The sequence below is a fragment of the Streptomyces sp. NBC_00457 genome, assembly GCF_036014015.1.
Taxonomy (GTDB): domain Bacteria; phylum Actinomycetota; class Actinomycetes; order Streptomycetales; family Streptomycetaceae; genus Streptomyces.
This window is the reverse complement of the sequence record NZ_CP107905.1, coordinates 9,990,661-10,013,876: the sequence shown is the minus strand read 5'-3', so window position 1 is coordinate 10,013,876 and position 23,216 is coordinate 9,990,661. Positions and strand designations below refer to the sequence as shown.

Here is a 23,216-nt window from a genome sequence, read left to right as displayed (position 1 = left end):
GCGGGTCTTCAGGACAGCGGCACCACGGCGGTGATGCACTTGCCGCCCGCCGGCAGGTCCGCGACCCGTACATCGCGGGCCAGCCGCAGGACGATCGGCCAGCCGCGCCCGCCCGGCCGCTGCCGCCCTTCCGCGTCGATGGGCGGCTCGGTCACCGGCAGGGCGTCGCTGCGGTCGCAGACCGAGACCCGTACCGCTGGTCCCTCGATGTCGACCCGGAAGTCCGTGACCCCGCCGCCGTGCAGGATCGCGTTGGTCGTCAGCTCCGTGGCGACGAGCAGGGCGTCCGACAGGGCGTCGGCGCCGCACGCGGTTCCCGTGGCGCGGCAGCATTCGGTCACCACACGTTCCACGGTTCTGCGCGCCTCGGCGGGTGCGCAACTCCGCCCGGGGCGGCTCGGGGCCGACGCGCCGATGCCGGTCCAGCGATCCTCGTACATACCTCTGGCTCCTGTTCGATACGGAAAGAAGCCGGGCCCGGCTGTGTAAGAGGTCACAGTTGTTCGCCTCACCCGTGCGCATCCCGCCAAACCTCTGCCAGGGAACAGGAGTGCGGGTCGTCGCAGCCCGAGACGGGGGTACCCGGATCTCATGACGGATGTCGTGGACTCGGACGAACTGCTGCGCCGTATCCAGCGGGCCAGGGCCTACGCCGAACGGGAGAAGCGGATGTGGCGGTCGCGCAGCGACGCGCTCACGCCCGCCGATCCGGACAGGGCGCGGGACGCGGCCGTACGGACGCTGGCGTACGAGGCCGTGCTCGGGGTGCTGGACGAGATCGTCACCCCGGGCAGGCACAGCGAGGAGGGCTGACCCGCAGACGAGGGCGGATTGCCTGCCGTGCTGCCGGGAACCCGGAGACGCATGACGGCCGATCACGCACGCGCACCGGTCCTGGAGGCCTTGGACGACTATCGCCTCCGGGGGCACTTGTCGTTCACCCCGCCCGGGCACAAACAGGCTCGCGGGGCCGACCCGGCGGTGCGGGCGGTGCTGGGGGACGCGGTCTTCCTCGGTGACGTCCTGGCGTCGGGCGGTCTGGACGACCGGCTCCACCAGGGGCGGGTCCTGGAGCGCGCCGAGGAGCTGATGGCCGACGCGGTGCACGCCGAGCACACGTTCTTCACCACCTGTGGCAGCTCCCTGTCCGTCAAGGCGGCGATGCTCACGGTGGCGGGCCCGCACGAGAAGCTGGTGGTGGGGCGCGACGCCCACAAGTCCGTCGCCGCCGGACTGATCCTGTCCGGGATCGAGCCCGTGTGGGTCGATCCGCAGTGGGACGGTGCCCGGCATCTGGCCCATCCACCGTCCGCGGAGGAGTTCGAGCGGGCTCTCGAGCGCCACCCCGACGCGAAGGGAGCGCTGGTCACCAGCCCTACGCCGTACGGCAGTTGCGCCGACCTGAACGCGATCGCGCGGATCTGCCACCGGCGCTCGCTGCCGCTGATCGTCGACGAGGCCTGGGGCGCGCATCTGCCCTTCCATGACGATCTGCCGTCCTGGGCGATGGACGCGGGCGCCGACATCTGCGTGACCAGCATCCACAAGATGGGCAGCGGCCTGGAGCAGGGCTCGGTCTTCCATCTGCAGGGCGATCTCGTCCCGCCGGAGCTGCTGCGGCTGCGGGCGGACCTGCTGGGCACCACCAGCCCGTCGGCGCTGATCTTCGCGGGTCTCGACGGCTGGCGCCGGCAGATGGCCCTGCGGGGGACGGAGATCATGGGCGCCGCGCTGGAACTCGTCGCCGAGGTCCGGGCCGCTATCGAGCAGATCGACGGGATGCACGTCAACGACCGCGACGATTTCTGCGGTGCGGGATCAAGCGGGTCCGGCGAAGTCCCGTGCGGTTCGGCAGCGCCCCAAAGGGGCGCGGGGCTGTATCCATTTGCGGCTCCGCCGCGATGGGGGTCCCCCCGCTCATGGGGGGTCCCCCCGCTCGAGCGAAGCCGAGAGTGGGGGAGAATTCGAGAGTGGGGGAGCGACCAGCCACGACGCACCCGCAGACAGTGCACCGGACTTCCAGCGGAGCGCAGCCGCCGACTTCGACCCGCTGCCCGTCGTGATCGATCTCGACGGCCTAGGCATCTCCGGGTACCAGGCCGCCGACTGGCTCCGCGCACACCGCAGCGTGGACGCCCACCTGGCCGACCACCGTCGCATCGGCATGCAGATCACCCATGGCGACGACGCGCAGACCGCCGGGGAACTGCTGGCCGCGTTGAAGGATCTCGCACAGGCCGCGCCCTTGATGCCCCCGGCCCCGCGGGTCGACGTGCCGGCACCGGCGGAGCTGCGCCTGGAGCAGGTCATGACACCCCGGGACGCGTTCTTCGGACCCACCGAGGACGTTCCGGTGGACGCGGCCGCCGGGCGCGTCGTGGCCGAGATGATCACGCCCTACCCGCCGGGGATCCCGGCCGCGCTGCCCGGCGAACGGCTCACCGAACCGGTGGTGCGATACCTGGTCACGGGCCTGGCCGCGGGCATGAACCTCCCTGACCCGAGCGACCCGGGCCTGGACACGGTGCGGGTCGTGAAACCCGGGCACGACGTGAAACGGGTCACGTGACCGGCTTCCAGGTGCGCGAAATGCCCCGTGATGGTTTACGGTTCATTCATACGTGGTGACGGGGTCGACCGTATCCGTCCTCCGACACCGCCTAGAACGGCCCTGGCTGGCCTCCCCCGTCCAGCCAGGGCTTTTTCATGCCCGCCGCGGGTACTCGGGGTTGCCGTCCGCAACTGCTGTCCGCCGAGGTGCTCCGGGCGTCGGCAGCGGCTGAAATGGGCGTAGGGAAAGCACCGGATCCGATCGCCGGCGAGGAGCCCCGCGTCATGACGAAAGCGATAAAACTGCTGACCGCTCTTCCTCCGCCCCAGCGGCAGCGCCTGATGGCGCTCGCGCGGGAGGTCTCCTTCCCGGAGGACTGCCGGATCTTCGAGGCGGGCGGCCCGGCCGACCGCTTCTGGGTCATCCGCTCGGGCGCCGTCTCGCTCACTCAGCGGGTGAACTCCCTGCGGCGGGTCACCGTGGCGAGCCTCGGCGCGGGCGATCTGCTCGGCTGGTCCTGGCTGTTCCCGCCGCACGAGTGGGACTTCGGCGCGGAGGCGTTCAGCCCCGTACGCGCCTACGAGTTCGACGCGGCGGCCGTGCTCGAGCTGTGCGAGGAGGACGCCCAGCTCGGGCTGACGCTGGTGCGAACCGTGGCGGAGATCCTCGCGCACCGGCTGGAGACGACCCGGGGCAAGCTCATGGAGCAGTACGCGATGCACCGGCGAGGCCTGTAGGGCGTCAGACGCGGTAGCGGCGCAGTGCGGGCATCACGGCGGCCAGGCCCAGCATCACGGCGACGACCAGGACGCCGCCGCCCGCCACCGCCGTACGCGGACCGAAGGCGGAGCCGGCGGTGCCGTGCAGCAGGTCGGCGAGGCGTGGCCCGCCCGCGACGACCACCGTGAACACGCCCTGCATCCGGCCGCGCATCTCGTCCGTGGCGGCGGACAGCAGGATCGCCCCGCGGAAGACCATCGAGACCATGTCGGCGACCCCGGCCACGGCCAGGAACGCCACCGCGAGCCACAGACTGCCGCTCAGCCCGAAGCCGGTGATGGCCACGCCCCAGACGACGACCGCGCCGATCACCATCAAGCCATGCCGGCGGACCCGGGAGAACGTGCCGGAGAACAGCCCGCCCAGCACGGCCCCGATGGGGATCGCCGCGAACAGCAGGCCGAGCGCGAGCCCTTCGCCGTAGGACGCGTAGGTCTCGGCGGCCAGCTGCGGGAACAGGGCCCGGGGCATGCCGAGGACCATCGCGACGACGTCGGCGAGGAGCGACAGCAACAGCACCTTGTGCAGGGAGATGTACCGGAACCCGGCCCCGATCTCCCGCAGCCCGGCACGTCGGGCGGGCCGGCCGTCCAGGGGCGGCAGCGCGGGCAGTCGTACGACGGCCCAGACCGCGGCACACAGGGCGAGGGCGTCGATCAGATACAGCTCGGGCAGGCCGATGACCGGGATCAGGGCGCCGGCCAGGAGCGGGCCCGCGACCAGGCCGGTCTGCATGACGGTGGAGCCGAGGGCCTGCGCGGCGGGCAGTTCGTCCGCGGGGACCAGGCGGGCGATCGAGGCGCTGCGGGCCGGGGCGTTGAGGCCGAAGAAGGCCTGCTGCACGGCCAGCAGCACCATCAGCACCGCCACCGAGCCGAGCCCGGCGGCGGCCTGGATCCAGAACAGCAGCGAGGTGACGGCTATGCCGCTGTTGGTGATCAGCAGCAGCCTGCGGCGGTCCATGGTGTCGGCGACCGCGCCACCCCACAGCGCGAACACCACCAGGGGCAGCAGTCCGGCGAGGCTGGCGTAGCCGACCCAGGCCGAGGAGCCGGTGATGTCGTAGATCTGCTTGGGCACGGCGACGGCGGTGAGCTGGCTGCCGACGGCGGTGACAACGGTCGAGCTCCACAGGCGGCGATAGGCGGGGCGGCGCAGCGGACGGGTGTCCAGTGCCCAGCGGCGCCAGCCGCGGCGGGGTCCTCCCGCCTTCTCGGCGGCCTCGGAGTCGGAGTGGGGGCTGCTCTCGCTCGTGTCCACGGGGTCCCTGGATGCTCGCTACATCTTTCGAATCAAGGGATCACTATGGCACCACCGGCTGAGCGCACGAATCCGCAGCCTCAGGTTCCGGCGATGAGCGTCGCGCCGAGGGCGATCATCGTCGCGGCGACCAGACCGTCCAGGACCCGCCAGGCGGCGGGCCGGGCGAGGAAGCGGCTGAGCAGCCGGGCGCCGAAGCCCAGGGCCGCGAACCAGCAGAGGCTGGCGCACACCGCGCCGAGTCCGAACGTCCAGCGCAGCGAGCCGCGGTCGGCGGCTACGGAGCCGAGCAGGAACACCGTGTCGAGGTAGACGTGCGGGTTGAGCCAGGTCATGGCCAGGCAGGTGAGCACGGCACGTTTGCGGGAGCCCGCGGCCTCCCCCTCCACCGTCAGGGCGCCCGGCCGGAACACCCGGCGTGTGGCGAGTGCGCCGTAGCAGAGCAGGAACGCACCGCCGATCCAGCCGACGGCGGTCAGCGCCCCCGGCCAGGCGACCACCATGGCACCGACACCGGCGACGCCCAGCGCGATGAGTGCCGCGTCGGAGAGGGCGCAGATCGCGACGACAGGGAGGACCGCGTCGCGGCGGATGCCCTGGCGCAGGACGAAGGCGTTCTGGGCGCCGATGGCGACGATGAGCGAGAGGCCGGTGCCGAATCCGGCGGCCGCGGCGGACAGTGCGTGGGACATGGCAGCGACGCTAGGGAAAGCGCCGCCTGGAGTACAGCTAAAGATTCTTACGTATCATTAGCAGTCGTGATGACAGACCTGCCGCTCGACCAGGTACGGACCCTTCTCGCCGTGGTGGACGAGGGCACGTTCGACGCGGCGGCGTCCGCCCTCCATGTGACGCCGTCGGCGGTCAGCCAGCGCGTCAAGGCCCTGGAGCAGCGCACCGGGCGCGTGCTGCTGACGCGGACGAAGCCGGTGCGGGCGACCGAGTCGGGCGAGGTGGTCGTGCGGTTCGCCCGCCAGCTGGCCCGGCTGGAGCGCGATGCGCGCGCCGAGCTGGGCATGACCGGCGCCGGGGAGCCGACCCGGGTGTCCATCGCCGTGAACGCCGACTCCCTCGCCACCTGGTTCCTGGGCGCGCTCGCCCGCCTGCCCGCCGAGCCCCGGCTCTGCTTCGAGCTGCGCCGCGAGGACGAGGACCATACGGCGGCGCTGCTCCGGGAGGGCCAGGTGATGGCGGCGGTGACCTCCTCGCCGGACGCCGTGGCGGGGTGCTCGGTGCGGGCGCTGGGCCGGATGCGCTACGTCGCCGTGGCCAGTCCGGAGTTCGCCGAGGCGTATCGCGGTGGGCCGCTGCGGGACGCGCCGGTGGTGAATTTCGACCGACGGGACGACTTCCAGGACGGCTTCGTACGGCGATTGCCGGGGGGAGGTCAGGGGGGAGCGAGCCCGGTGCGGCACTTCATCCCCACCTCGGAGGGTTTCGCGGCTGCCGTCGCCGCCGGTCTCGGCTGGGGCATGCTGCCCGAGGCACAGGCCGTGCCGCTGCTGCGAGCGGGGCGGCTGGTTCAACTGGCGCCGGAGCGCCCTGTGGACGTGCCCCTGTACTGGCAGCAGTGGAAGCTGGACTCACCCGCACTGGCGGCGGTGGCCGACGCGGTGTCAGCTACGGCTGCTGAGACGCTTCGCTCCTGGTGACCTGCTTCGCCGCCCGATCGCCGGATTCACCTTGGGCTTACCCTCCCGGCGGCGCCGTGGAGGCGCGTACCACGAGTTCGGTGGCGAGTTCGATGTGGTGGGACTCGACCTTCTCGCCGTTGGCCAGTCGGAGGGCGGTGCGCAGGGCGGCGCCGCCCATCTCGCGTAGTGGCTGGCGCACAGTGGTCAGTGGTGGTGAGGCCATCTGAGCGAGATGCGTGTCGTCGAAGCCGACCACGCTCAGGTCTTCGGGGATGCGCAGGCCTCGGGCGCGGGCGGTCTCGATGACACCCAGGGCGATCTCGTCGTTGCCTGTGAAGATCGCCGTCGGTGGCTCTTCCAGGTCCAGCAGCGCCGCGGAACCGAGCAAGCCGGTCCCGTACGTGAATTCTCCGGTCCGGACGTAGGCGTCGGGTACCGGCGCTCCCTCCGACTCCATGGCGGCGCGGTAGCCGTGCATGCGGGCCTGGTTGCACACGGCCATCGCCGGTCCGCCGAGATAGGCGACGCGGCGGTGGCCGAGGGACAGCAGGTGCCGGGTCGCGGACAGGCCGCCGGCGAAGTTGGTCGCCCCGACGCTGTTGACCCGGCTGTCCGGCAGGTGCAGCGGGTCCAGGACGACCAGCGGCAGCCCGGCCCGGGCCAGCTCCTTCAGGTGCGCGGCGGTGTGCACGCTGGTGACCGCGATGACGGCACGGCGCCCGGCTGAGACCAGGTCCCGCGCCCAGTGCGGGGCGCGGGACGCCTTGCTGATCACCACTGAGGCCCCCACTTCGGTGGCGGAGTCCACGATGCCTTCCAGGGTCTCGGCCACATACGACTTGAGGCCCCCCTGGAACTGCACCTCGATCGTCGGGCTCGCCATCGATTCGGTATGGCGGAACACGGGCGCGAGGTAGTCGTGCTGATGCAGCAGTTCCTGCACCCGGGCGCGGGTCTGCGGCGCCACTTCACCGCGGCCGTTGACCACCTTGGACACGGTCGCGATGGAGACCCCGGCCGCTTGGGCGATGTCCGCCAACGTGGTGCGTCTGGCGTTGGGTGGCATCGGTTCCTCCAGCAGTACGTCCACCGGTGTAGTGAGCCGCACTCTACCTGCCCTTACCTCCGAAATGTTTCGGTCTCTCCCAAGACTTTTCGAGCGTGGCTGCACATACCTTGACAGGCCGTCAGCCGGAAATCTAGTTTGCACGCACAGGCACAACGAGCTGGCTCGAAAAGGGAAGTTTCGAAACGTTTCGAAAACCTTTCACCACGACTCACGAGTAGCCGGTGGCTCTCGAGTGCGGAGAACAGACATGGAGATACCCCTCTCTCGACGTACCCTCCTCGGCATGGCCGCCGCCGTGCCGGTCTCCGCGGCGCTGACGGCCTGCGGCTCGTCGGGTCCCAGCAAGGGCGGCGGCAAGGCCACGTACTGGCACCTGAGCGGCATGCCCCAGGAGGGCGTCAGGACCGGTGCGGTGGAGCGGTTCAACGAGGCCAACCCCAAGGGGCAGATCGAGGTCACCACCTTCGAGAACGACGCCTACAAGACGAAGATCAAGACCGCCATCGGCGCCGGGAAGGCGCCCACCATCATCTGGGGGTGGGGCGGCGGCACGCTGCGCACCTACGTGGAGTCCGACCAGGTCGACGACCTCACGCCGTGGTTCGACGAGAACCCCGAGATCAAGAACCGGCTCTTCCCGTCGTCGTTCGGCGCGGCGACCGTCGACGGCAAGATCTACGCGATGCCGTTCGAGAGCGTGGAGCCGATCGTCCTGTTCTACAACAAGAGGGTCTTCGACGACGTCGGCGTGGAGCCGCCCCAGTCCTGGGACGACATCATGGCCCTGGTGCCCAAGCTCAACGCGGAGGGCATAGCGCCGTTCTCCCTCGGCGGCCAGTCCCGGTGGACGAACATGATGTGGCTGGAGTTCCTGTTCGACCGCATCGGCGGCCCCGAGGTGTTCCAGGCCGTCTTCGACGGCGAGAAGAACGCCTGGTCCCACCCGGCCGCCATCGAGGCGCTGACCAAGGTGCAGGACCTGGTCAAGGCGGACGGATTCATCAAGGGCTTCTCCTCGATCACCGCGGACTCCAACGCCGACCAGGCGCTGCTCTACACCGACAAGGCCGCGATGATGCTGCACGGCTCCTGGTCGTACGGCATCCAGCAGACCGAGGGCGGAGACTTCGTCTCCGGCGACGGCCTCGGTTTCATGAACTTCCCACCCGTCGACGGCGGCAAGGGCGATCCGGGCAACTCCGTCGGCAACCCCGCCCAGTACCTGTCCATCTCCTCGAAGGCCAGCGCCGAGCAGAAGAAGATCGCGAAGGACTTCTTCGCCACCGGCGTCCTCACGGACGACGAGGTGAAGGAGTGGATCGAGACCGGGGCGGTGCCGATCCGGAAGGGCTCGGAGAAGCTGCTGGCCGAATCCGAGAGCTCCGAGTTCCTGGAGTTCGTCTACGGCATCGCCAGCAACGCGAAGTCGTTCGGCCAGTCCTGGGACCAGGCGCTCAGCCCGACGGCCGCCGAGACGCTGCTTGACAACATCGCCAAGCTGTTCCAACTGTCCATCTCGCCGCGGCAGTTCACCGAGAATCTCAACAAGGTCATCGGCAAGTGAGCGCACTCACGAGCTCCACGGGGCGCGAGGGCCGGCGCGGCATCCTCCCCTGGCTGGCCGTGCCGGCGCTGCTGTTCTTCGTCGGCTTCGCCGTCGTCCCGCTCGTCGGCGTCTTCGTGCTGAGCTTCACGACGTGGGACGGGATCGGCACCATCCACCCGTCCGGGCTGACCAGTTGGCGTGCGGTGCTCACCGACCCCGGGCTGCCGCATGCCCTCTGGGTGACGTTCCTGGTGATGGCCGTGTCCTGGGCGGTTCAGACACCGGCGAGCATTCTGCTCGGCACGTTCCTGGCGGGCCGCCAGCGCTACCGCGCGGTGCTGAGCCTGATCTACTTCGTGCCGCTCCTGCTCAGCTCCGCGGCGATCGCGGTCGCGTACCGGGCGCTGCTGGACCCCAACTTCGGGCTGGGCGCCGGGCTGGGTTCCGAGTGGCTCAGCAAGGACTGGCTGGGGCGCCCCTGGCTCGCCTTCGGCGTCGTCGTCTTCGTCGTCTCCTGGCAGTTCGTCCCGTTCCACTCGCTGATCTACCAGGGGGGCGTCCAGCAGATCCCGCATTCCCTGTACGAGGCCGCACAGCTGGACGGCGCCGGGCGGATCCGCCAGTTCTTCAGCATCACGCTGCCCCAGCTCAAATACACCATCATCACCTCGTCGACGCTGATGGTGATCGGGTCGCTCACCTTCTTCGACCTCATCTTCGTGCTGACCGAGGGCGGCCCCGGAGACGCCACCCGGGTCCTCGCGCTGGACATGTACAAACGCGGCTTCCAGGCCGACCTGATGGGGCCGGCCAGCGCCATCGCGGTCATCCTCGTCCTGATGGGCCTCGCCATCGCCCTGCTGCTGCGCCGGCTCGGAGGCCGGGACGCCGGTGAGAGCCAGCTTGAGGGAGCCTGACATGACCACCACGCTGACCGAGCCGCAACCGCAGAAGACCCTCCCACGCGAGCGGGGGCAACGCCCCGGTGCGACCACCCGTCGGCGCAACTGGCTCGGCGGTCTGGCCGGATGGCTCTGGCTCGCCGTCGTCGTCGTACCCCTCTACTGGATCCTCATCACCAGTCTCAAAGCCCGGAGCAACTACTACGCGACCAACCCGCTGGCGCCGCCGACCGACCCCACACTGGACAACTACGAGCTGGTCCTCGAGTCCGACTTCATCAGCTACTTCGTGAACAGCGTCGTGGTCACGGTCGGCGCGGTGGTGCCGGCGGTCGCGGTCTCCTTCATGGCCGCCTACGCCATCGTGCGCGGCTGGCGCATGCGGTTCCTGCGCGTGGTGAACGGCATGTTCCTCATGGGCCTCGCCATCCCGTTGCAGGCGACGGCCATCCCGGTCTATCTGATCATCATCAAGCTGCAGCTGTACGACAGCCTGCTGGCGCTGATCCTGCCGTCGATCGCCTTCGCCATCCCGCTGTCCGTGCTGATCCTCGCCAACTTCATCCGCGACGTGCCCAAGGAGCTGTTCGACTCGATGCGGGTGGACGGAGCCACCGAGTGGGGGACGCTGTGGCGCCTGGCGGCGCCGCTCACCCGCCCGGCCATCCTCACCGTGACCATCTTCAACGCTCTGACCATCTGGAACGGATTCCTGCTGCCGCTGATCCTCACCCAGAGCCCGTCCCAGCGGACCCTGCCGCTCGCGCTGTGGACCTTCCAGGGCGAGTACGGGGTCAACGTCCCGGCCATCCTGGCCGCCGTCGTCCTCACCACCCTGCCCCTGATCATCCTGTACGCGTTCGGCCGCCGTCAGCTGCTGAGCGGTCTGACCGCAGGATTCAGCCGATGATGGGCGTGGGAGGAAAGTGAACGCCAACGTGGCTGTAGAGAACGCCGCCGGAATCTCCCTCTGGAGCGACCCCACCGTTTCCGTCACCGCGAGAGTCGACGCCCTGATCGACGCGATGACCCTTCAGGAGAAGACCGCCCAGCTGTACGGAGTGTGGGTGGGCGCCTCCGATCAGGGCGGTGAAGTGGCCCCCCATCAGCACGACATGGAGGAGGCCGTCGATCTCGACGCGCTCCTGCCCGACGGACTGGGCCAGCTGACCCGGCCCTTCGGCACGGTTCCGGTCGACCCCGCCCTGGGCGCGCTCTCCCTGGCCCGCACCCAGAGACGTATCGCCGCCACGAACCGGTTCGGCATCCCCGCTCTCGCGCATGACGAGTGTCTGGCCGGCTTCGCCGCCTGGGGGGCGACGGCCTACCCCGTTCCGCTGTCCTGGGGCGCCACCTTCGATCCGGACACGGTGCGGCGCATGGCCGCCGCCATCGGCCGCGACATGCGTGCGGTCGGCGTCCACCAGGGACTCGCGCCCGTCCTGGATGTCGTGCGTGACGCCCGCTGGGGCCGGGTCGAGGAGACCATCGGCGAGGACCCGTACCTCGTCGGCACCATCGGCACGGCGTACGTGCAGGGCCTAGAGTCCGCCGGGATCGTCGCCACCCTCAAGCACTTCGTCGGCTACTCGGCCTCTCGCGCCGGCCGTAACCTCGCTCCCTCCTCCGTGGGCGCCCGCGAGCTGGCCGATGTCCTGCTGCCCCCCTTCGAGATGGCCGTCCGCGAGAGCGGTGCCCGGTCCGTGATGCACTCCTACACCGACACCGACGGCATTCCCGCCGCCGCCGACGAGCACCTGCTGACCGGATTGCTCCGTGACACCTGGGGTTTCGACGGCACCGTCGTCTCCGACTACTTCGGCGTCGCCTTCCTCAAGACCCTGCACGGCATCGCGGCCGATTGGGCCGACGCCGCCGGCACCGCACTCACAGCGGGCGTCGACGTCGAACTGCCCAACGTCAAGACCTTCGGCACACCCCTCGTGGAGGCCGTCACCGAGGGCCGCGTACCGGAAAGGCTCATCGACCGCGCTGTGCGCCGCGTTCTCCTCCAGAAGGCGATGCTCGGCCTGCTCGACCCCGACTGGAACCCCACACCGGACGCGCTCGACGGCGCGGACCTCGACGACCCGGACGCCCTGCGCGGCAAGGTCGACCTGGACCGGCCCGAGAACCGTCAACTGGCCCGGAAAATCGCCGAGAAGGCGGTCATCCTGCTCACCAACGACGGCACTCTGCCACTGGCCCGGCCGCGCCGCATCGCTCTGATCGGCCCCAACGCGACCGAGCCCACAGCGGTGCTGGGCTGCTACTCCTTCCCCCAGCACATCGGCGTGCGCCACCCCGGGACCCCGCTCGGCATCGAGCTGCCCACGCTGCGCGACACTCTCGCCGTCGAGTTTCCCGACGCCGAGATCACGGTCGCCCGCGGCACCGGAATCGACGACGGAGACCTCTCCGGCATCCGCGAAGCCGCCCGGGTGGCCGGCGAGGCCGATGTCGCCGTGGTGGTGCTCGGCGACCGTGCCGGGCTCTTCGGGCAGGGCACCAGCGGCGAGGGATGTGACGCCGAGGCGCTGGTCCTGCCCGGTGCGCAGCAGCAACTGCTCGACACCCTGCTCGACGCGGGGACGCCCGTGGTCACCGTGCTGCTCGCGGGACGGCCGTACGCCCTTGGCCGGGCCGTGGACGAGTCCGCTGCGATCGTGCAGTCCTTCTTCCCGGGTGAGGAGGGCACTCACGCGATTGCCGGGGTGCTCAGCGGCCGTATCAATCCCTCCGGACGTCTCCCGGTCAGCGTGCCGCGTGGGCCGGGCTCCCAGCCGGCCACGTACCTCGGCGCGCGGCTCGCGCACGCCAGCGAGGTGTCCAACATCGACCCGACCCCGGCGTTCTCCTTCGGCCATGGCCTGTCCTATACGCGGTTCGACTGGGCAGACCTGATCATGGACGTCCAAGAGGCCCCGACAGACGGCGAGTTCACCCTCACCTTCACTGTCCGCAACACCGGCGAACGGCCAGGCGCCGAGGTCGTCCAGCTCTATCTGCACGACCCGGTCGCCTCCGTCGTCCAGCCGGTGCAGCGCCTCGTCGGCTACACCCGACTCGAGCTGAGGCCGGGCGAGGCCCGCCGCATCCATGTCACGGTCCCGGCCGACCTCGCCGCCTTCACCGGACGCGACGGTCGGCGGGTGGTCGAACCGGGCGAACTGGAAGTGCGGTTGGCCGCGTCCAGCGCGGGTCCACGCCTGACGGCCAGGGTCACGCTGACCGGGGCCGAGCGCCACGTGGATCACACGCGGCGCCTCCACGCCACGTTCGAGCAGGACGCCGGCTAGGTGGGGTGATCGGGTAGCTTCAAGCAGCCCCGAGGCGGTGGTGACCACTCAACCGGGGGCCCGCCGCAACCCCGGCGACTCGGCGATCTCCCGTTCGGCCGCTTCGATGATCGACAGCACGGCCGCCGACGCCGCCGCGGGATCACCGGCCGCCACCGCGTCCACGAGGGCGCGGTGAGCCGGCAGCGAGGCCTCGACGGCGCCGGGTGTCTGGGTGCTGACGTGGAAGCTGTGTTCCAGCGCGATGTCGACCGCGCGACCCAGGGAGCCGAGCAGGCGGTTGCCACTCGCGTCCAGCAGAGCGCGGTGGAAGGCGATGTCGGCCTCGACGTAGCCGCCGCGCCCGGGCCTCGCCGCCGCGGCCTCCATGGCCGCCAGCAGGTCGTACAGGGCGCGCACGTCATCCGGCCGGGCCCGGTCGGCGGCGAGCCGGGCGGCCTCCGGCTCGACGATCCGGCGCAGTTCAACCGTGTCGCGCAGTAAGGCCGAGGGATCTCCGGCCTGTTGCCAGCGCAGCACGTCGCGGTCCAGGTGGTTCCAGTGCTCCGGGGCCAGCACGCGCGTACCCGTACGCGGGCGTACCTCCAGCATCCCCTTGGCCACCAGAGCCTTGACCGCCTCCCGCAGCCCGCCGCGGCTGACGCCGATCTCGGTGGCGAGCGCGTCCTCGACGGGCAGCGGCTCCCCCGGCTCCCAGGCACCGCCGACGATGCGCCGCCCCAGCTCGTCGACCACTTGCTGATGCTTGGTCCGGAAAACCACCACGATCTTCGTTCACCCCCTGGACGCCATTCATCGAATCATTTAATGATTGTCTCACCCTACGGGAACGCGCACCGGTCGGCACACGAGCCACAGGAGCGGGACATGACGGACGCGAAGACGACGAGCCGCCGCAGCCAGGCGTGGTTCGGCGCGCAAGGCCGCAGCGGGATGGTGTACCGCTCCTGGATGCGCAACCAGGGCTTCGGTCATGAGGTGTTCGACGGGCGTCCCGTCATCGGCATCGCGACCAGCGCCTCCGAACTCGCCCCGTGCAACGCCCATCTGACACGCGTCGCCGAAGCGGTCAAGCGCGGCGTGTGGCAGGCGGGCGGCTTCCCGCTCCAGTTCCCGACCATGGCCACCGGCGAGACCCTGATGCGCCCCACCGCCATGCTCTACCGCAACCTCATGGCCATGGAGGTCGAGGAGCTGATCCGGGCCAATCCGCTGGACGGGGTCGTCCTGCTCTCCGGCTGCGACAAGACGACGCCCGCCATGCTCATGGGCGCCGCCAGCGTCGACCTGCCCGCGGTCATGGTCACCGGCGGGCCGATGCTCAACGGCAAGTACCGAGGCCAGGACGTGGGGTCCGGCACCCACGTGTGGAAGTTCGAGGAAGACCTCAAGACTGGGCGGATGACGCAGGAGGAGTGCTTCTTCGCCGAAGGCTGCATGGCCCGTTCCAACGGCCACTGCATGACGATGGGCACCGCCTCCACCATGGCGTGCATGGCTGAGGCACTCGGCATGCAGCTCCCCGGCTCGGCGGCCTGGCCCGCCGTCGACTCCCGGCGGATGGAGACCGCGCAGGCGGCGGGGCAGCGCATCGTGCGGATGGTGGAAGAGGAGCTGCGCCCCTCGCGGATCCTGACCCGGGAAGCCTTCGAGAACGCCATCCGGGTCAACGCGGCCATCGGCGGCTCCACCAACGCGATCATCCATCTCACCGCGCTCGCCGGACGTGTCGGCGTCGACCTGGACCTGGAGGACTTCGACGAACTGGCCCGCGTGGTGCCGACCCTGGTCAATCTGATGCCCAGCGGCAGGTACCTGATGGAGGACTTCTGCTACGCGGGCGGGCTGCCCGCCGTCATGGCCGAACTGCTCCGGGGCGAACTGCTCCACGGCGATCAGATCACCGTCACCGGCCACGGCGTCGCCGAGAACGTCGCGGACGCCGAGCGCGTCGGCGCGGACGTCATCACCGGCCTCGACGTCCCGTTCCAACCGGCCGGGACCGGTACCGCCGTGCTGCGCGGCAACCTGTGTCCCGACGGTGCGGTGATCAAGCAGTCGGCCGCGTCACCGCACCTGCTCACCCACCGCGGCCCCGCACGCGTCTTCGACTCCCCCGAGGCGTACCACGCGGTCGCCGATGACCCGGAACTCGACGTCGACGAGAACACCGTCATCGTCATCCGCAACGCCGGCCCCAAGGGGTACCCCGGCATGCCCGAGGTCGCCAACGTGCCGCTGCCCGCCAAGCTGCTCAAGGCGGGCGTGACGGACATGGTCCGTGTCTGCGACGGCCGGATGAGCGGTACCGGGTACGGGACCGTGGTGCTGCACGTAGCCCCCGAGGCGGCCGTCGGCGGCCCTCTCGCCCTGGTGCGGGACGGCGATCCGATCGTCCTCGACGTCCCGAACCGCACCCTGCGGCTGGACGTGGCCGACGCCGAACTCCAGCGGCGCCGTGAGCTGTGGCAGACGCCCGCACCGCGGTACACCAGCGGCTACACCTGGCTGTACACCCAGCACGTCGGACAGGCCGACGAGGGAGCCGACTTCGGTTTCCTGCGCTGCAGCCGCGGCCACGAAGTCCCCCGCGACTCCCACTGAGCCACCGTCCAACACCCCGAACACCCCCGACCCACACACAAGCCTCCCCGCCCAACACCCGACCCCCGCCCGCGAACCCCGGAGACCACCAGCGTGGAATCGGCACCCGCCCGCCCTCGTCCCGCCCTCACGCCCGGCTCCGTCCTGCCGGACGACGCCGACCGGGCCGCCCTCGTCGCACGCGTATACGCCCCGGAGTGGGACGGGCCGTGTGTGGCCGCGGTGCGCGGCGAGCAGGTCGTCGACCTGACCGCCGTCACGCCCACCGTCTCCGACCTGCTGGAACGCGACGACGCGGCCACGGTGGTCCGCGAGGCCGTCGGCGACCACGCCTGGCCCCTTGACGATCTGTTGGACGCGACCGCGACCGGCCGCCGCGATGTCCCGCACCTGCTCGCCCCCATCGACCTCCAGGTGATCAAGGCGGCGGGCGTCACCTTCGCCCGGAGTCTGCTGGAGCGCGTCATCGAGGAGCGCGCGGGCGGCGATCCGGCGCAGGCCGCCCACGTGCGGGAGCGCGTCCGGCAGGCGGTGGGCGGAGCGCTCGACGGACTCCGGCCCGGGTCGCCTCAGGCCGGCAAGGTCAAGGAGCTGCTGGTCTCCGAGGGACTGTGGTCGCAGTACCTGGAGGTCGGGATCGGGCCTGACCCGGAGGTGTTCACCAAGGCCCCGGTGCTGTCCGCGGTCGGCACCGGAGCCGACATCGGGGTGCTCGCCGACTCGGGGTGGAACAACCCCGAGCCCGAGGCCGTCCTCGTCGTCGACTCGGGCGGCCGGGTTCGCGGCGCCACCCTCGGCAACGACGTCAACCTCCGGGACATCGAGGGACGCAGCGCCTTGCTGCTCTCTCGTGCCAAGGACAACAACGCGTCCTGCGCGATCGGGCCGTTCATCCGCCTGCTCGACGACGACTTCGACCTCGACACCGTACGCGGGCTCGACATCGACCTGCGCGTCGACGGCGCGGACGGCTTCGTGCTCCAGGGCAGCAGCTCGATGCGCGAGATCAGCCGCGACGTGCTGGACCTGGTGGCCGCGACGCACGGTGCGCACCACCAGTACCCGGACGGCTTCGTGCTGTTCACCGGCACGCTGTTCGCGCCCACCGAGGACCGGCACGCACCCGGCGCGGGCTTCACCCACGAGCACGGCGACATCGTACGGATCTCCAGCCCGCCGCTCGGCGCTCTGGTCAACACCGTCGTCGCCAGCGAGCAGGCCCCGCCGTGGACCTTCGGCGTGCGGGCGCTGATGCACAACCTGGCCCGGCGCGGCATGCTGTGACCCTGCCTCGACGCCACGCGGCCCGCTATGACGTCGGGCCGCCCGGCAGCCGCAGGGTGAAGACGCTGCCCTTGCCTGGCTCGCTGGCCGCCTCGGCCGTTCCGCCGTGGGCCGCGGTCAGGTGGCGGACGATGGGCAGGCCGAGCCCGCTGCCGCCCGTGCGGCGGCTGCGGGACTTCTCCGCGCGCCAGAACCGGTCGAAGACGTACGGCAGTTCCTCGGGCGTGATGCCGGTGCCGGTGTCGGTGACCTCGATGAGGATCTCGTCGCCGTCCTGGCGCGCGGTCAGGGTGACGGTGCCGCCGGCCGGGGTGTGCCTGAGCGCGTTGGAGACCAGGTTGCCGAGCGCCTGCCGCATCCGGACCGGATCGGCGTCGAGCCACGGTGTCCGGTCGATGTCGGTGCGCAGTTCGACGCCGGCCGCGTCGGCGGCGACGTGGTGGGCCGCGGCGACCTGGTGGAGGAGTTCGTCGCAGCGCACGGGTTCGCGGTACAGGCGCAGGGTGCCGGCGTCGGCGTCCGCGAGGTCCCGCAGGTCGTCGATGACGCGCTGGAGGACGACGGCCTCCTCGTGCAGCGCGGCCAGCAGGGCGGGGTCCGGGTCGACGACTCCGTCGCGGGTGACCTCCAGCCAGCCGCGGATATTGGTGAGCGGGCTGCGCAGTTCGTGGGCGATGTCGCTGACCATGGCCTTGCGCTGGGCTTCCAGGCGTTCGCGGCGTTCGGTCAGGTCGTTGAAGGCCGCGGCCAGGATGCCGGTCTCGTCCCGGGTGGTGACGGGGACGCGGACATGGCGGTCCGGGGGCTGCTGGGCCGCCGCGGTCAGCGCGCGCAGCGGCCGTACCAGCCGGGTGGCGACCACGGCGGTCACGGCCACGGTGACGGCGAGCACGAGCCCCGCGGTGCCCACGACCTTGGCCTTGTTGCCCGGGGACATGTCGAACCGCACGGCTGGGCTGCCCCCGCCGCCAAGGAACAGCTCGGCCACCGGCGCCGTATAGGGGTCGAGTTGGGCGCGACGGGCTTCGTCGAGGCAGGACTCGGCCTGCTGCATGTCCTTGACACCCGTCTTGTCGTAGCCGGACGCGAAGGACGGGCTCTGGAACGCCGTGCCGGGCTGGGCGTTCCAGAGGGCCAGGGGCAGCCGGGGATTCACGCCCGCCCGGGTCAGACAGCCGCGGGCGAGCGTGTGGAGCTCGGTCAGTGCCTTCTGTTCCGTGCGGGTCGGCGTGTTCAGCAGGCCGTCGGCGCACTCGTCCGGCACATAGGCGGTCTCGCCCGTACCGTCCGCGTCGGCCACGACCGGGCGACCGCTCGGCGTGCGGGTCAGGGTGGTCTCCACGCCGTTGCGGGCGAAGCAGCTCTGTCGTTTCCGGGCCAGGAGGTCGAGCTTCGTGCGTTCCGCCGTGGTGAGCCGGTACGGGCCGACCACGCGCGGGTCGGTGCCGCCGCGTTGGGCGCCCCGCTCGGTGGAGGTGTCGGTGCGCAGCGGGTCCACGGTCGCGGCGGCGGTCGGTGGCAGGGAGGTGCCGGGCGGCGCCGAGTCGGCGATGGTCCTCCGGTCGGGGGTGGTCAGGGCGATACGCCGACCCGTCTGCGCCGACAACTCCCGCACGGTCGCGGCGACTCCACTCCAGTCGCGATGGGTGGCCGCGTAGCCGCTGAGCTCGGCCAGGACCTCCATGTCCGCGGCGAGGGCCTGGCCCTGTTCCTCTCTCAGCGCGCGGGTGGTGGTCGCCACGGCCAGCCATGCGGTCGCCGCCACCGAGCACACGGCGATGAGGCCGGAGGCGATCAGCAGCCGCACCAGGAGGCGCTTGCGCAGCGGGATGCGCTCGCTCATCAACGGCCGCCGCTGAGCTTGTAGCCGACGCCGAACACGGTCAGCAGCCGGGCCGGGCGGCGCGGGTCGGCCTCGATCTTCTTGCGCAGGTTCATGATGTGGACGTCGACGGCCCGTTCGGTGGAGGCGCGGTCGGTGCCCCTGGTGATCTCCAGCAACTGCCGCCGGGAGAACACGCGTTCCGGTTCGCCGACCATGGCCAGCAGGATCTCGAACTCGGCCGGCGTGCATTCCACCGGCGTGCCGTCGCAGCGCACTTCGTGCCGTACGGGATCGACCGAGAGACCCGCGGCGCGTATGACGGGATCCTCGCGCCGGTCCGCGGGCACCCGTCCGCTGCGCCGCAGAACGGTCCGGATGCGGGCCATCAGCTCGCGCGGGCTGTACGGCTTGGTCATGTAGTCGTCCGCGCCCAGCTCCAGGCCGAGCAGGATGTCGTCCTCGGCCGAGCGGGCGGTGAGCATCAGGACGGGGATGTCGTCGTCCGCGCGCAGCACCCGGCACACCCCGAACCCGTCGATCACCGGGAGCATCAGATCCAGGACGACCAGGTCAGGGGCGATCCGGCGGGCCGCGTCCAGCGCGGCCCGCCCGTCGTGGACCACGGTGGCGGTGTGACCCTCCGCGAGCAGGGAGCGTCGTATCAACTCGGCCTGCATCTCGTCGTCCTCGGCGACCAGCACATGTGCGCACACGCGGCGGATCCTAAGCGGTTCAGCGGGCCAGGGACGCGGAGTCGCCCATGACGACGACGGGGTTCAGCCGCGGGTCCAGCGCCAGCAGCAGCTCTTTCATGTGTTCCTTGTCGATGCTCACGCAGCCCTGGGTGGGGCCGTCGTGGTCGACATGGAGCCAGATTCCGCCGCCGCGGCTCGCACCGAGCGGACGGGTCCAGTCCAGGGGCGTAGTGCCGGGCTTCCGGTTGTAGTCGATGGCGATGACGTAGTCGAAGGAGCCGGCCAGCGGCTCACCCTCGAAACCGGTCCCGGACAAGGTGAAACCCGTGGAGCGGTCGTACGGCAGCTTGGTTCCGGGGTCGTCGAGCAGGCCGCCGGCGTCCGTGAGGGTGTAGACGCCGATGGGTGAGCGCAGGTCGCCGATCCGGTGGTCGTCGGTCCAGCCCTTGAGGGCGTTGTGGGCGGGCCAGCTCGCGCCCGCGTGCCAGCCGTCGGCGGCGCGCTCGTACAGGACGACGGTGGAGCGCGAGGAGTTCTTGCCCCGACCGGTCACGACGACGGCCTGCCGGGCGTCGGACGGCACCTTCGCCCAGGTCTTCGGTCCGAGACCGGGCAGCTGCCGGGGAGCCGTCTCGACGGAGATCTTGGGGGCGGGGGTGTTCGGTGCGCCGGCCTGGGCGGTCACGGTCTCGCGGTCCGGTGCGGCCGAGGCACCGCCGCCGCATCCGGTCAGGAGCAGGGACACGGCGAGCAGGGCCATGCCGGGCTTGCGTGTGATCATGGCTCGACCTTGACCAACACTTGTGAGGAACTCGTCAGGTTCTGAGCGGTGTTCGGTCACGAGTCTTCGACGCTTGCGGGTCGGGGGCGGGCTACAGCTTCACGGTAGGCGTCGCTCCGTCCATGTTTCGACCTCGTTCAGGTCACGTCGTACCGCCTTCCCCGCCGCACCCCGCAGTACGCTCCCGGCACATCCCCGTCGAAAGGCCCCACCGTGAGCGTTCGCGTCCGTCGCGTCTACGATCCGCCCGAGCCGGAGGACGGCGTGCGTGTCCTGGTCGACCGGCTGTGGCCGCGCGGCCTGTCGAAGGACGCGGCGCGGGTCGACGAGTGGCCGAAGGGGCTCACTCCGTCGACCGAACTGCGCCGCTGGTACCACGCGGGCGAGGGGTCGTTCGAGGAGCTCAGCCGTCGCTACGAGGCGGAGCTCGCCGCGTCCGAGGCCGCCGAACTCCTCGAAACGATCCGGGAATCGACCCGCAAGGGGCCGGTGACCCTGCTCACCTCGGCCAAGTCTCCCGAGGAGAGTCACGCCGCCGTGCTGGCCCGCCTCCTCCAGAACTGAGGAGACGGGCCCGAGGGTTCAGCCTGTCTGCTGTGCCGCGGCCCGGCCCGCCGCGCGCCCGGAGAACAGGCAGCCGCCGAGGAAGGTGCCCTCCAGGGCGTTGTAGCCGTGGACGCCGCCGCCGCCGAAGCCGGCGACCTCGCCGGCCGCGTAGAGGCCGTCGACCGGCTGTCCGTCGGCGCCCAGGGCGCGGGATTCGAGGTCGGTCTGGATGCCGCCCAGGGTCTTGCGGGTCAGGACGTGCAGCTTGACGCCGATCAGGGGTCCGGCGGCCGGGTCGAGGATGCGGTGCGGGGTGGCGACCCGGCCGAGGCGGTCGCCGATGTAGCGGCGGGCGTTGCGGATGCCCTGGACCTGGGAGTCCTTCGCGTACGGGTTGGCGATCTGCAGGTCGCGTGCCTCGATCTGGCGCCGTACCTCGGCCGCGTCGAGAAGCGGCTTCTCGGTCAACTGGTTCATCTTCTCGACCAGTTGGTCCAGGCTCGGGGCCGTCACGAAGTCCGCTCCCTTGCGCAGGAACGCGTCGACCGGCCCCGGCGCGCCCTTGCCCAGCACACGCTCGCGCAGGAACGCCTTGCGGTCCTTGGCCGTGATGTCGGGGTTCTGCTCGGAGCCCGACAGCGCGAACTCCTTCTCGATGATCTTCTGGGTGAGGATGAACCAGGAGTGGTCGTATCCGGCGATGTCCTCGGTGGTGCGCAGGTACTTGAGGGTGCCGAGGGTGTCGTATCCGGGCAGGCACGGGTCGGGCAGCCGGCGGCCCAGCGCGTCGAACCACATCGAGGACGGGCCGGGCAGGATGCGGATGCCGTGGCCGGGCCAGATCGGGTCCCAGTTCTGCAGGCCCTCGGTGTAGTGCCACATGCGGTCGCGGTTGACCAGCCGTACGCCGGCCCGGTCGCTGATGTCGAGCATGCGGCCGTCGACGTACGCCGGGACTCCGGTGACCATCTCCGTGGGCGCGGTGCCGAGGCGTTCGGGCCAGTAGCGGCGGACGATGTCGTGGTTGGCGCCGATGCCGCCGGTGGTGACGACGACGGCCTGGGCGGTGAGTTCGAACTCGCCGATGCGGTCGCGGTTGGAGGAGACGCCGCGGGCCGAGCGGTCCTCGGCGAGGACCGTGCCGCGCACGCCGCGCATCGAGCCCTCCTCGACGACGAGTTCGTCCACCTGGTGCCGGTGGTAGAAGGTGAGCAGCCCGTCGCGTGCCGCCTGCCGGGCGTGGCCGACGAAGGGCTCGACGACTCCCGTGCCCGTGCCCCAGGCGATGTGGAAGCGGGGGACGGAGTTGCCGTGTCCGTCGGCCCGCAGGTCGCCGCGCTCCGCCCAGCCGACGGTGGGCAGGAACGAGATGCCGTGCCCGGCGAGCCACGAGCGCTTCTCCCCCGCCGCGAACTCGACGTAGGCCCGCGCCCAGCGCACCGCCCAGGAGTCCTCGTCGTCGACGCGGTCGAACTGCGCGCTGCCCTGCCAGTCGTTCCAGGCGAGGTCGAAGGAGTCCTTGATGCCCAGGCGCCGCTGTTCCGGGGTGTCGACCAGGAACAGCCCGCCGAAGGACCAGAACGCCTGGCCGCCCAGGTTGGCGGCGTTCTCCTGGTCGACCAGGGCGACCCTGCGGCCCCGGCTGGTGAGTTCGTGCGCCGCGACCAGGCCGGCGAGGCCCGCTCCGACGACGATGACGTCGGCATCCATGGCGACCGTCCTTTTCCTCATACGGTGGTGTCGCTGCCGTCGGTCAGCAGCGCGGTGAGCAGTTGCTTGAGCCAGACGCGAGCGTGCTCGGCGTCCCGGTCAAGGAGCAGTTGGGTGGTGACCCCGTCGTACGCGGCGACCACCGCGTGCGCGGCGGCGTCGATGTCGCCCAGGACGGCGGGCAGTTCGGTGTGGCCCTGGGCGCGGGCGAGCCGTTCCGCGATGGCGCCGCGCAGCCGCGCCCGGTGCTCCAGCAGGGTCCGCGCGACGTCCGGGTCACGGGCGGCGTGCACCAGGAAGTCCGTCTTCACCAGCAGCCAGTCCCGGTCGAGCAGCAGCACCTCGGTGACGCGGTCGACGGCGGCGGGCACGTCGAGGTCCGGGCCGTCGAGGGCGAGCGCCCCTGACACCTGCTCGGCGATCAGGTCGGCGCGCTGGCGGTAGAGGGCGAAGAACAGTTCGTCGAGGCTGGCGAAGTTCGAGTAGAAGGCACCCCGGCTGTACCCGGCCGCCTCGCAGACCTCCTCGATCGAGACCCGGCCGAAGCCCTTGGCCGCGAACACCGCGAACGCGGCGTCGAGCAGGTTCGCGCGCGTGCGGACACGGCGCCTGGTCACGCGCCCGGTCGTCGCCTCCGCCACCATGGCCCGCCCTTCGTTCGATACGGAAATGTATCCGATACACGAACGTATCCAAAGGGGCGGCACCAAGACTTCACGCGTACCTATTG

Annotated in this window: 20 protein-coding genes and 2 pseudogenes; 12 read left to right on the top strand and 10 right to left on the bottom strand. The window is 70.9% G+C overall.

The genetic code is table 11. The features are described from left to right. Window positions 1-8: 8 nt before the first annotated feature. On the bottom strand, window positions 9-440 hold the full coding sequence (locus OG828_RS45670) for an ATP-binding protein (RefSeq protein WP_328370732.1): 432 nt from the start codon (window positions 438-440) through the stop codon (window positions 9-11). A 151-nt stretch (window positions 441-591) separates the two neighbouring features. Between OG828_RS45670 and OG828_RS45665 the strand changes: the two genes are divergently transcribed. The 4 genes and pseudogenes from OG828_RS45665 (at window position 592) to OG828_RS45655 (ending at window position 3,288) form a co-directional block, all read left to right on the top strand. Beyond that, complete coding sequence (locus OG828_RS45665; protein ID WP_328370729.1) at window positions 592-813, top strand: hypothetical protein; 222 nt, start codon at window positions 592-594, stop codon at window positions 811-813. A 51-nt stretch (window positions 814-864) separates the two neighbouring features. Continuing rightward, window positions 865-1,818: pseudogene (locus tag OG828_RS49745) on the top strand (aminotransferase class I/II-fold pyridoxal phosphate-dependent enzyme); the annotation flags it as partial. 211 nt (window positions 1,819-2,029) lie between these two features. Beyond that, window positions 2,030-2,569: pseudogene (locus OG828_RS49740) on the top strand (ornithine decarboxylase); the annotation flags it as partial. 266 nt (window positions 2,570-2,835) lie between these two features. After that, window positions 2,836-3,288 carry a cyclic nucleotide-binding domain-containing protein gene (locus OG828_RS45655; protein WP_328370724.1) on the top strand — a complete coding sequence of 151 codons (453 nt, stop codon included), beginning with the start codon at window positions 2,836-2,838 and terminating at the stop codon, window positions 3,286-3,288. 4 nt (window positions 3,289-3,292) lie between these two features. On the opposite strand, the gene OG828_RS45650 is transcribed toward OG828_RS45655, so the two are convergent. Together OG828_RS45650 and OG828_RS45645 are read right to left on the bottom strand one after the other, a co-directional pair. After that, window positions 3,293-4,591 (bottom strand): MFS transporter, encoded by a 1,299-nt coding sequence (locus OG828_RS45650; protein ID WP_328504477.1) that lies wholly within the window; start codon window positions 4,589-4,591, stop codon window positions 3,293-3,295. A gap of 80 nt (window positions 4,592-4,671) precedes the next feature. Then, window positions 4,672-5,283: a LysE/ArgO family amino acid transporter gene (locus tag OG828_RS45645; RefSeq protein ID WP_328504476.1), complete on the bottom strand. Its 612-nt coding sequence runs from the start codon at window positions 5,281-5,283 to the stop codon at window positions 4,672-4,674. Window positions 5,284-5,352: 69 nt separating this feature from the next. Between OG828_RS45645 and OG828_RS45640 the strand changes: the two genes are divergently transcribed. Next, the gene (locus OG828_RS45640) at window positions 5,353-6,243 is read left to right on the top strand and encodes a LysR family transcriptional regulator ArgP (RefSeq protein WP_328505051.1); all 891 of its coding nucleotides are present in this window, start codon (window positions 5,353-5,355) and stop codon (window positions 6,241-6,243) included. A gap of 37 nt (window positions 6,244-6,280) precedes the next feature. On the opposite strand, the gene OG828_RS45635 is transcribed toward OG828_RS45640, so the two are convergent. Next, window positions 6,281-7,291 carry a LacI family DNA-binding transcriptional regulator gene (locus OG828_RS45635; protein ID WP_328370716.1) on the bottom strand — a complete coding sequence of 337 codons (1,011 nt, stop codon included), beginning with the start codon at window positions 7,289-7,291 and terminating at the stop codon, window positions 6,281-6,283. Between the two features lie 250 nt (window positions 7,292-7,541). Between OG828_RS45635 and OG828_RS45630 the strand changes: the two genes are divergently transcribed. Genes OG828_RS45630 through OG828_RS45615 form a run of 4 tightly spaced genes read left to right on the top strand, consistent with a single transcriptional unit; the run spans window position 7,542 to window position 13,041 of the window. Further along, a complete protein-coding gene (locus OG828_RS45630) occupies window positions 7,542-8,858 on the top strand; it encodes an extracellular solute-binding protein (protein ID WP_328504475.1) in 1,317 nt (438 codons plus the stop codon). Beyond that, window positions 8,855-9,757, top strand: coding sequence for a carbohydrate ABC transporter permease (locus OG828_RS45625; RefSeq protein ID WP_328370712.1), 903 nt, complete (start codon window positions 8,855-8,857; stop codon window positions 9,755-9,757). Before OG828_RS45630 ends, OG828_RS45625 begins: the two co-directional genes overlap by 4 nt. Before the next feature lies 1 nt (window position 9,758). Beyond that, entirely contained in the window at window positions 9,759-10,652 is an 894-nt protein-coding gene (locus OG828_RS45620) for a carbohydrate ABC transporter permease (RefSeq protein ID WP_328370710.1), read from the top strand. A 16-nt stretch (window positions 10,653-10,668) separates the two neighbouring features. Continuing rightward, entirely contained in the window at window positions 10,669-13,041 is a 2,373-nt protein-coding gene (locus OG828_RS45615) for a beta-glucosidase (protein ID WP_328504474.1), read from the top strand. A gap of 48 nt (window positions 13,042-13,089) precedes the next feature. Here OG828_RS45615 and OG828_RS45610 read toward each other — a convergent pair whose 3' ends face one another. After that, a complete protein-coding gene (locus tag OG828_RS45610; RefSeq protein WP_328372724.1) occupies window positions 13,090-13,809 on the bottom strand; it encodes a FadR/GntR family transcriptional regulator in 720 nt (239 codons plus the stop codon). Window positions 13,810-13,908: 99 nt separating this feature from the next. On the opposite strand from OG828_RS45610, the gene OG828_RS45605 reads away from it, so the two are divergent. Further along, window positions 13,909-15,645 (top strand): IlvD/Edd family dehydratase, encoded by a 1,737-nt coding sequence (locus OG828_RS45605; RefSeq protein ID WP_328504473.1) that lies wholly within the window; start codon window positions 13,909-13,911, stop codon window positions 15,643-15,645. 93 nt (window positions 15,646-15,738) lie between these two features. Next, the gene (locus tag OG828_RS45600) at window positions 15,739-16,929 is read left to right on the top strand and encodes a fumarylacetoacetate hydrolase family protein (protein ID WP_328504472.1); all 1,191 of its coding nucleotides are present in this window, start codon (window positions 15,739-15,741) and stop codon (window positions 16,927-16,929) included. Window positions 16,930-16,954: 25 nt separating this feature from the next. Here OG828_RS45600 and OG828_RS45595 read toward each other — a convergent pair whose 3' ends face one another. From OG828_RS45595 to OG828_RS45585, 3 genes are read right to left on the bottom strand one after another with little or no spacing between them, the layout of a single operon-like run. Beyond that, window positions 16,955-18,772 carry a HAMP domain-containing sensor histidine kinase gene (locus tag OG828_RS45595; protein ID WP_328504471.1) on the bottom strand — a complete coding sequence of 606 codons (1,818 nt, stop codon included), beginning with the start codon at window positions 18,770-18,772 and terminating at the stop codon, window positions 16,955-16,957. Then, complete coding sequence (locus OG828_RS45590) at window positions 18,772-19,467, bottom strand: response regulator transcription factor (RefSeq protein ID WP_328504470.1); 696 nt, start codon at window positions 19,465-19,467, stop codon at window positions 18,772-18,774. Before OG828_RS45590 ends, OG828_RS45595 begins: the two co-directional genes overlap by 1 nt. Before the next feature lie 19 nt (window positions 19,468-19,486). Continuing rightward, window positions 19,487-20,230: a hypothetical protein gene (locus tag OG828_RS45585; protein ID WP_328504469.1), complete on the bottom strand. Its 744-nt coding sequence runs from the start codon at window positions 20,228-20,230 to the stop codon at window positions 19,487-19,489. A 213-nt stretch (window positions 20,231-20,443) separates the two neighbouring features. Here OG828_RS45585 and OG828_RS45580 point away from each other — a divergent pair, with 213 nt between their 5' ends. Beyond that, window positions 20,444-20,794: a DUF488 domain-containing protein gene (locus OG828_RS45580; protein WP_328504468.1), complete on the top strand. Its 351-nt coding sequence runs from the start codon at window positions 20,444-20,446 to the stop codon at window positions 20,792-20,794. An 18-nt stretch (window positions 20,795-20,812) separates the two neighbouring features. On the opposite strand, the gene OG828_RS45575 is transcribed toward OG828_RS45580, so the two are convergent. Together OG828_RS45575 and OG828_RS45570 are read right to left on the bottom strand one after the other, a co-directional pair. Next, on the bottom strand, window positions 20,813-22,486 hold the full coding sequence (locus OG828_RS45575) for an FAD-binding dehydrogenase (protein WP_328370689.1): 1,674 nt from the start codon (window positions 22,484-22,486) through the stop codon (window positions 20,813-20,815). Window positions 22,487-22,503: 17 nt separating this feature from the next. Continuing rightward, window positions 22,504-23,130: a TetR/AcrR family transcriptional regulator gene (locus OG828_RS45570; protein ID WP_328370686.1), complete on the bottom strand. Its 627-nt coding sequence runs from the start codon at window positions 23,128-23,130 to the stop codon at window positions 22,504-22,506. Between the last annotated feature and the right edge of the window lie 86 nt (window positions 23,131-23,216).

Coding starts and splice junctions, on each gene's coding strand:
- OG828_RS45670 (WP_328370732.1), bottom strand. CDS start 440: ATGTACGAGGATCGCTGGACCGGCATCGGCGCGTCGGCCCCGAGCCGC.
- OG828_RS45575 (WP_328370689.1), bottom strand. CDS start 22,486: ATGGATGCCGACGTCATCGTCGTCGGAGCGGGCCTCGCCGGCCTGGTC.
- OG828_RS45605 (WP_328504473.1), top strand. CDS start 13,909: ATGACGGACGCGAAGACGACGAGCCGCCGCAGCCAGGCGTGGTTCGGC.
- OG828_RS45640 (WP_328505051.1), top strand. CDS start 5,353: ATGACAGACCTGCCGCTCGACCAGGTACGGACCCTTCTCGCCGTGGTG.
- OG828_RS45635 (WP_328370716.1), bottom strand. CDS start 7,291: ATGCCACCCAACGCCAGACGCACCACGTTGGCGGACATCGCCCAAGCG.
- OG828_RS45595 (WP_328504471.1), bottom strand. CDS start 18,772: ATGAGCGAGCGCATCCCGCTGCGCAAGCGCCTCCTGGTGCGGCTGCTG.
- OG828_RS45585 (WP_328504469.1), bottom strand. CDS start 20,230: ATGATCACACGCAAGCCCGGCATGGCCCTGCTCGCCGTGTCCCTGCTC.
- OG828_RS45645 (WP_328504476.1), bottom strand. CDS start 5,283: ATGTCCCACGCACTGTCCGCCGCGGCCGCCGGATTCGGCACCGGCCTC.
- OG828_RS45620 (WP_328370710.1), top strand. CDS start 9,759: ATGACCACCACGCTGACCGAGCCGCAACCGCAGAAGACCCTCCCACGC.
- OG828_RS45655 (WP_328370724.1), top strand. CDS start 2,836: ATGACGAAAGCGATAAAACTGCTGACCGCTCTTCCTCCGCCCCAGCGG.
- OG828_RS45570 (WP_328370686.1), bottom strand. CDS start 23,130: ATGGTGGCGGAGGCGACGACCGGGCGCGTGACCAGGCGCCGTGTCCGC.
- OG828_RS45630 (WP_328504475.1), top strand. CDS start 7,542: ATGGAGATACCCCTCTCTCGACGTACCCTCCTCGGCATGGCCGCCGCC.
- OG828_RS45665 (WP_328370729.1), top strand. CDS start 592: ATGACGGATGTCGTGGACTCGGACGAACTGCTGCGCCGTATCCAGCGG.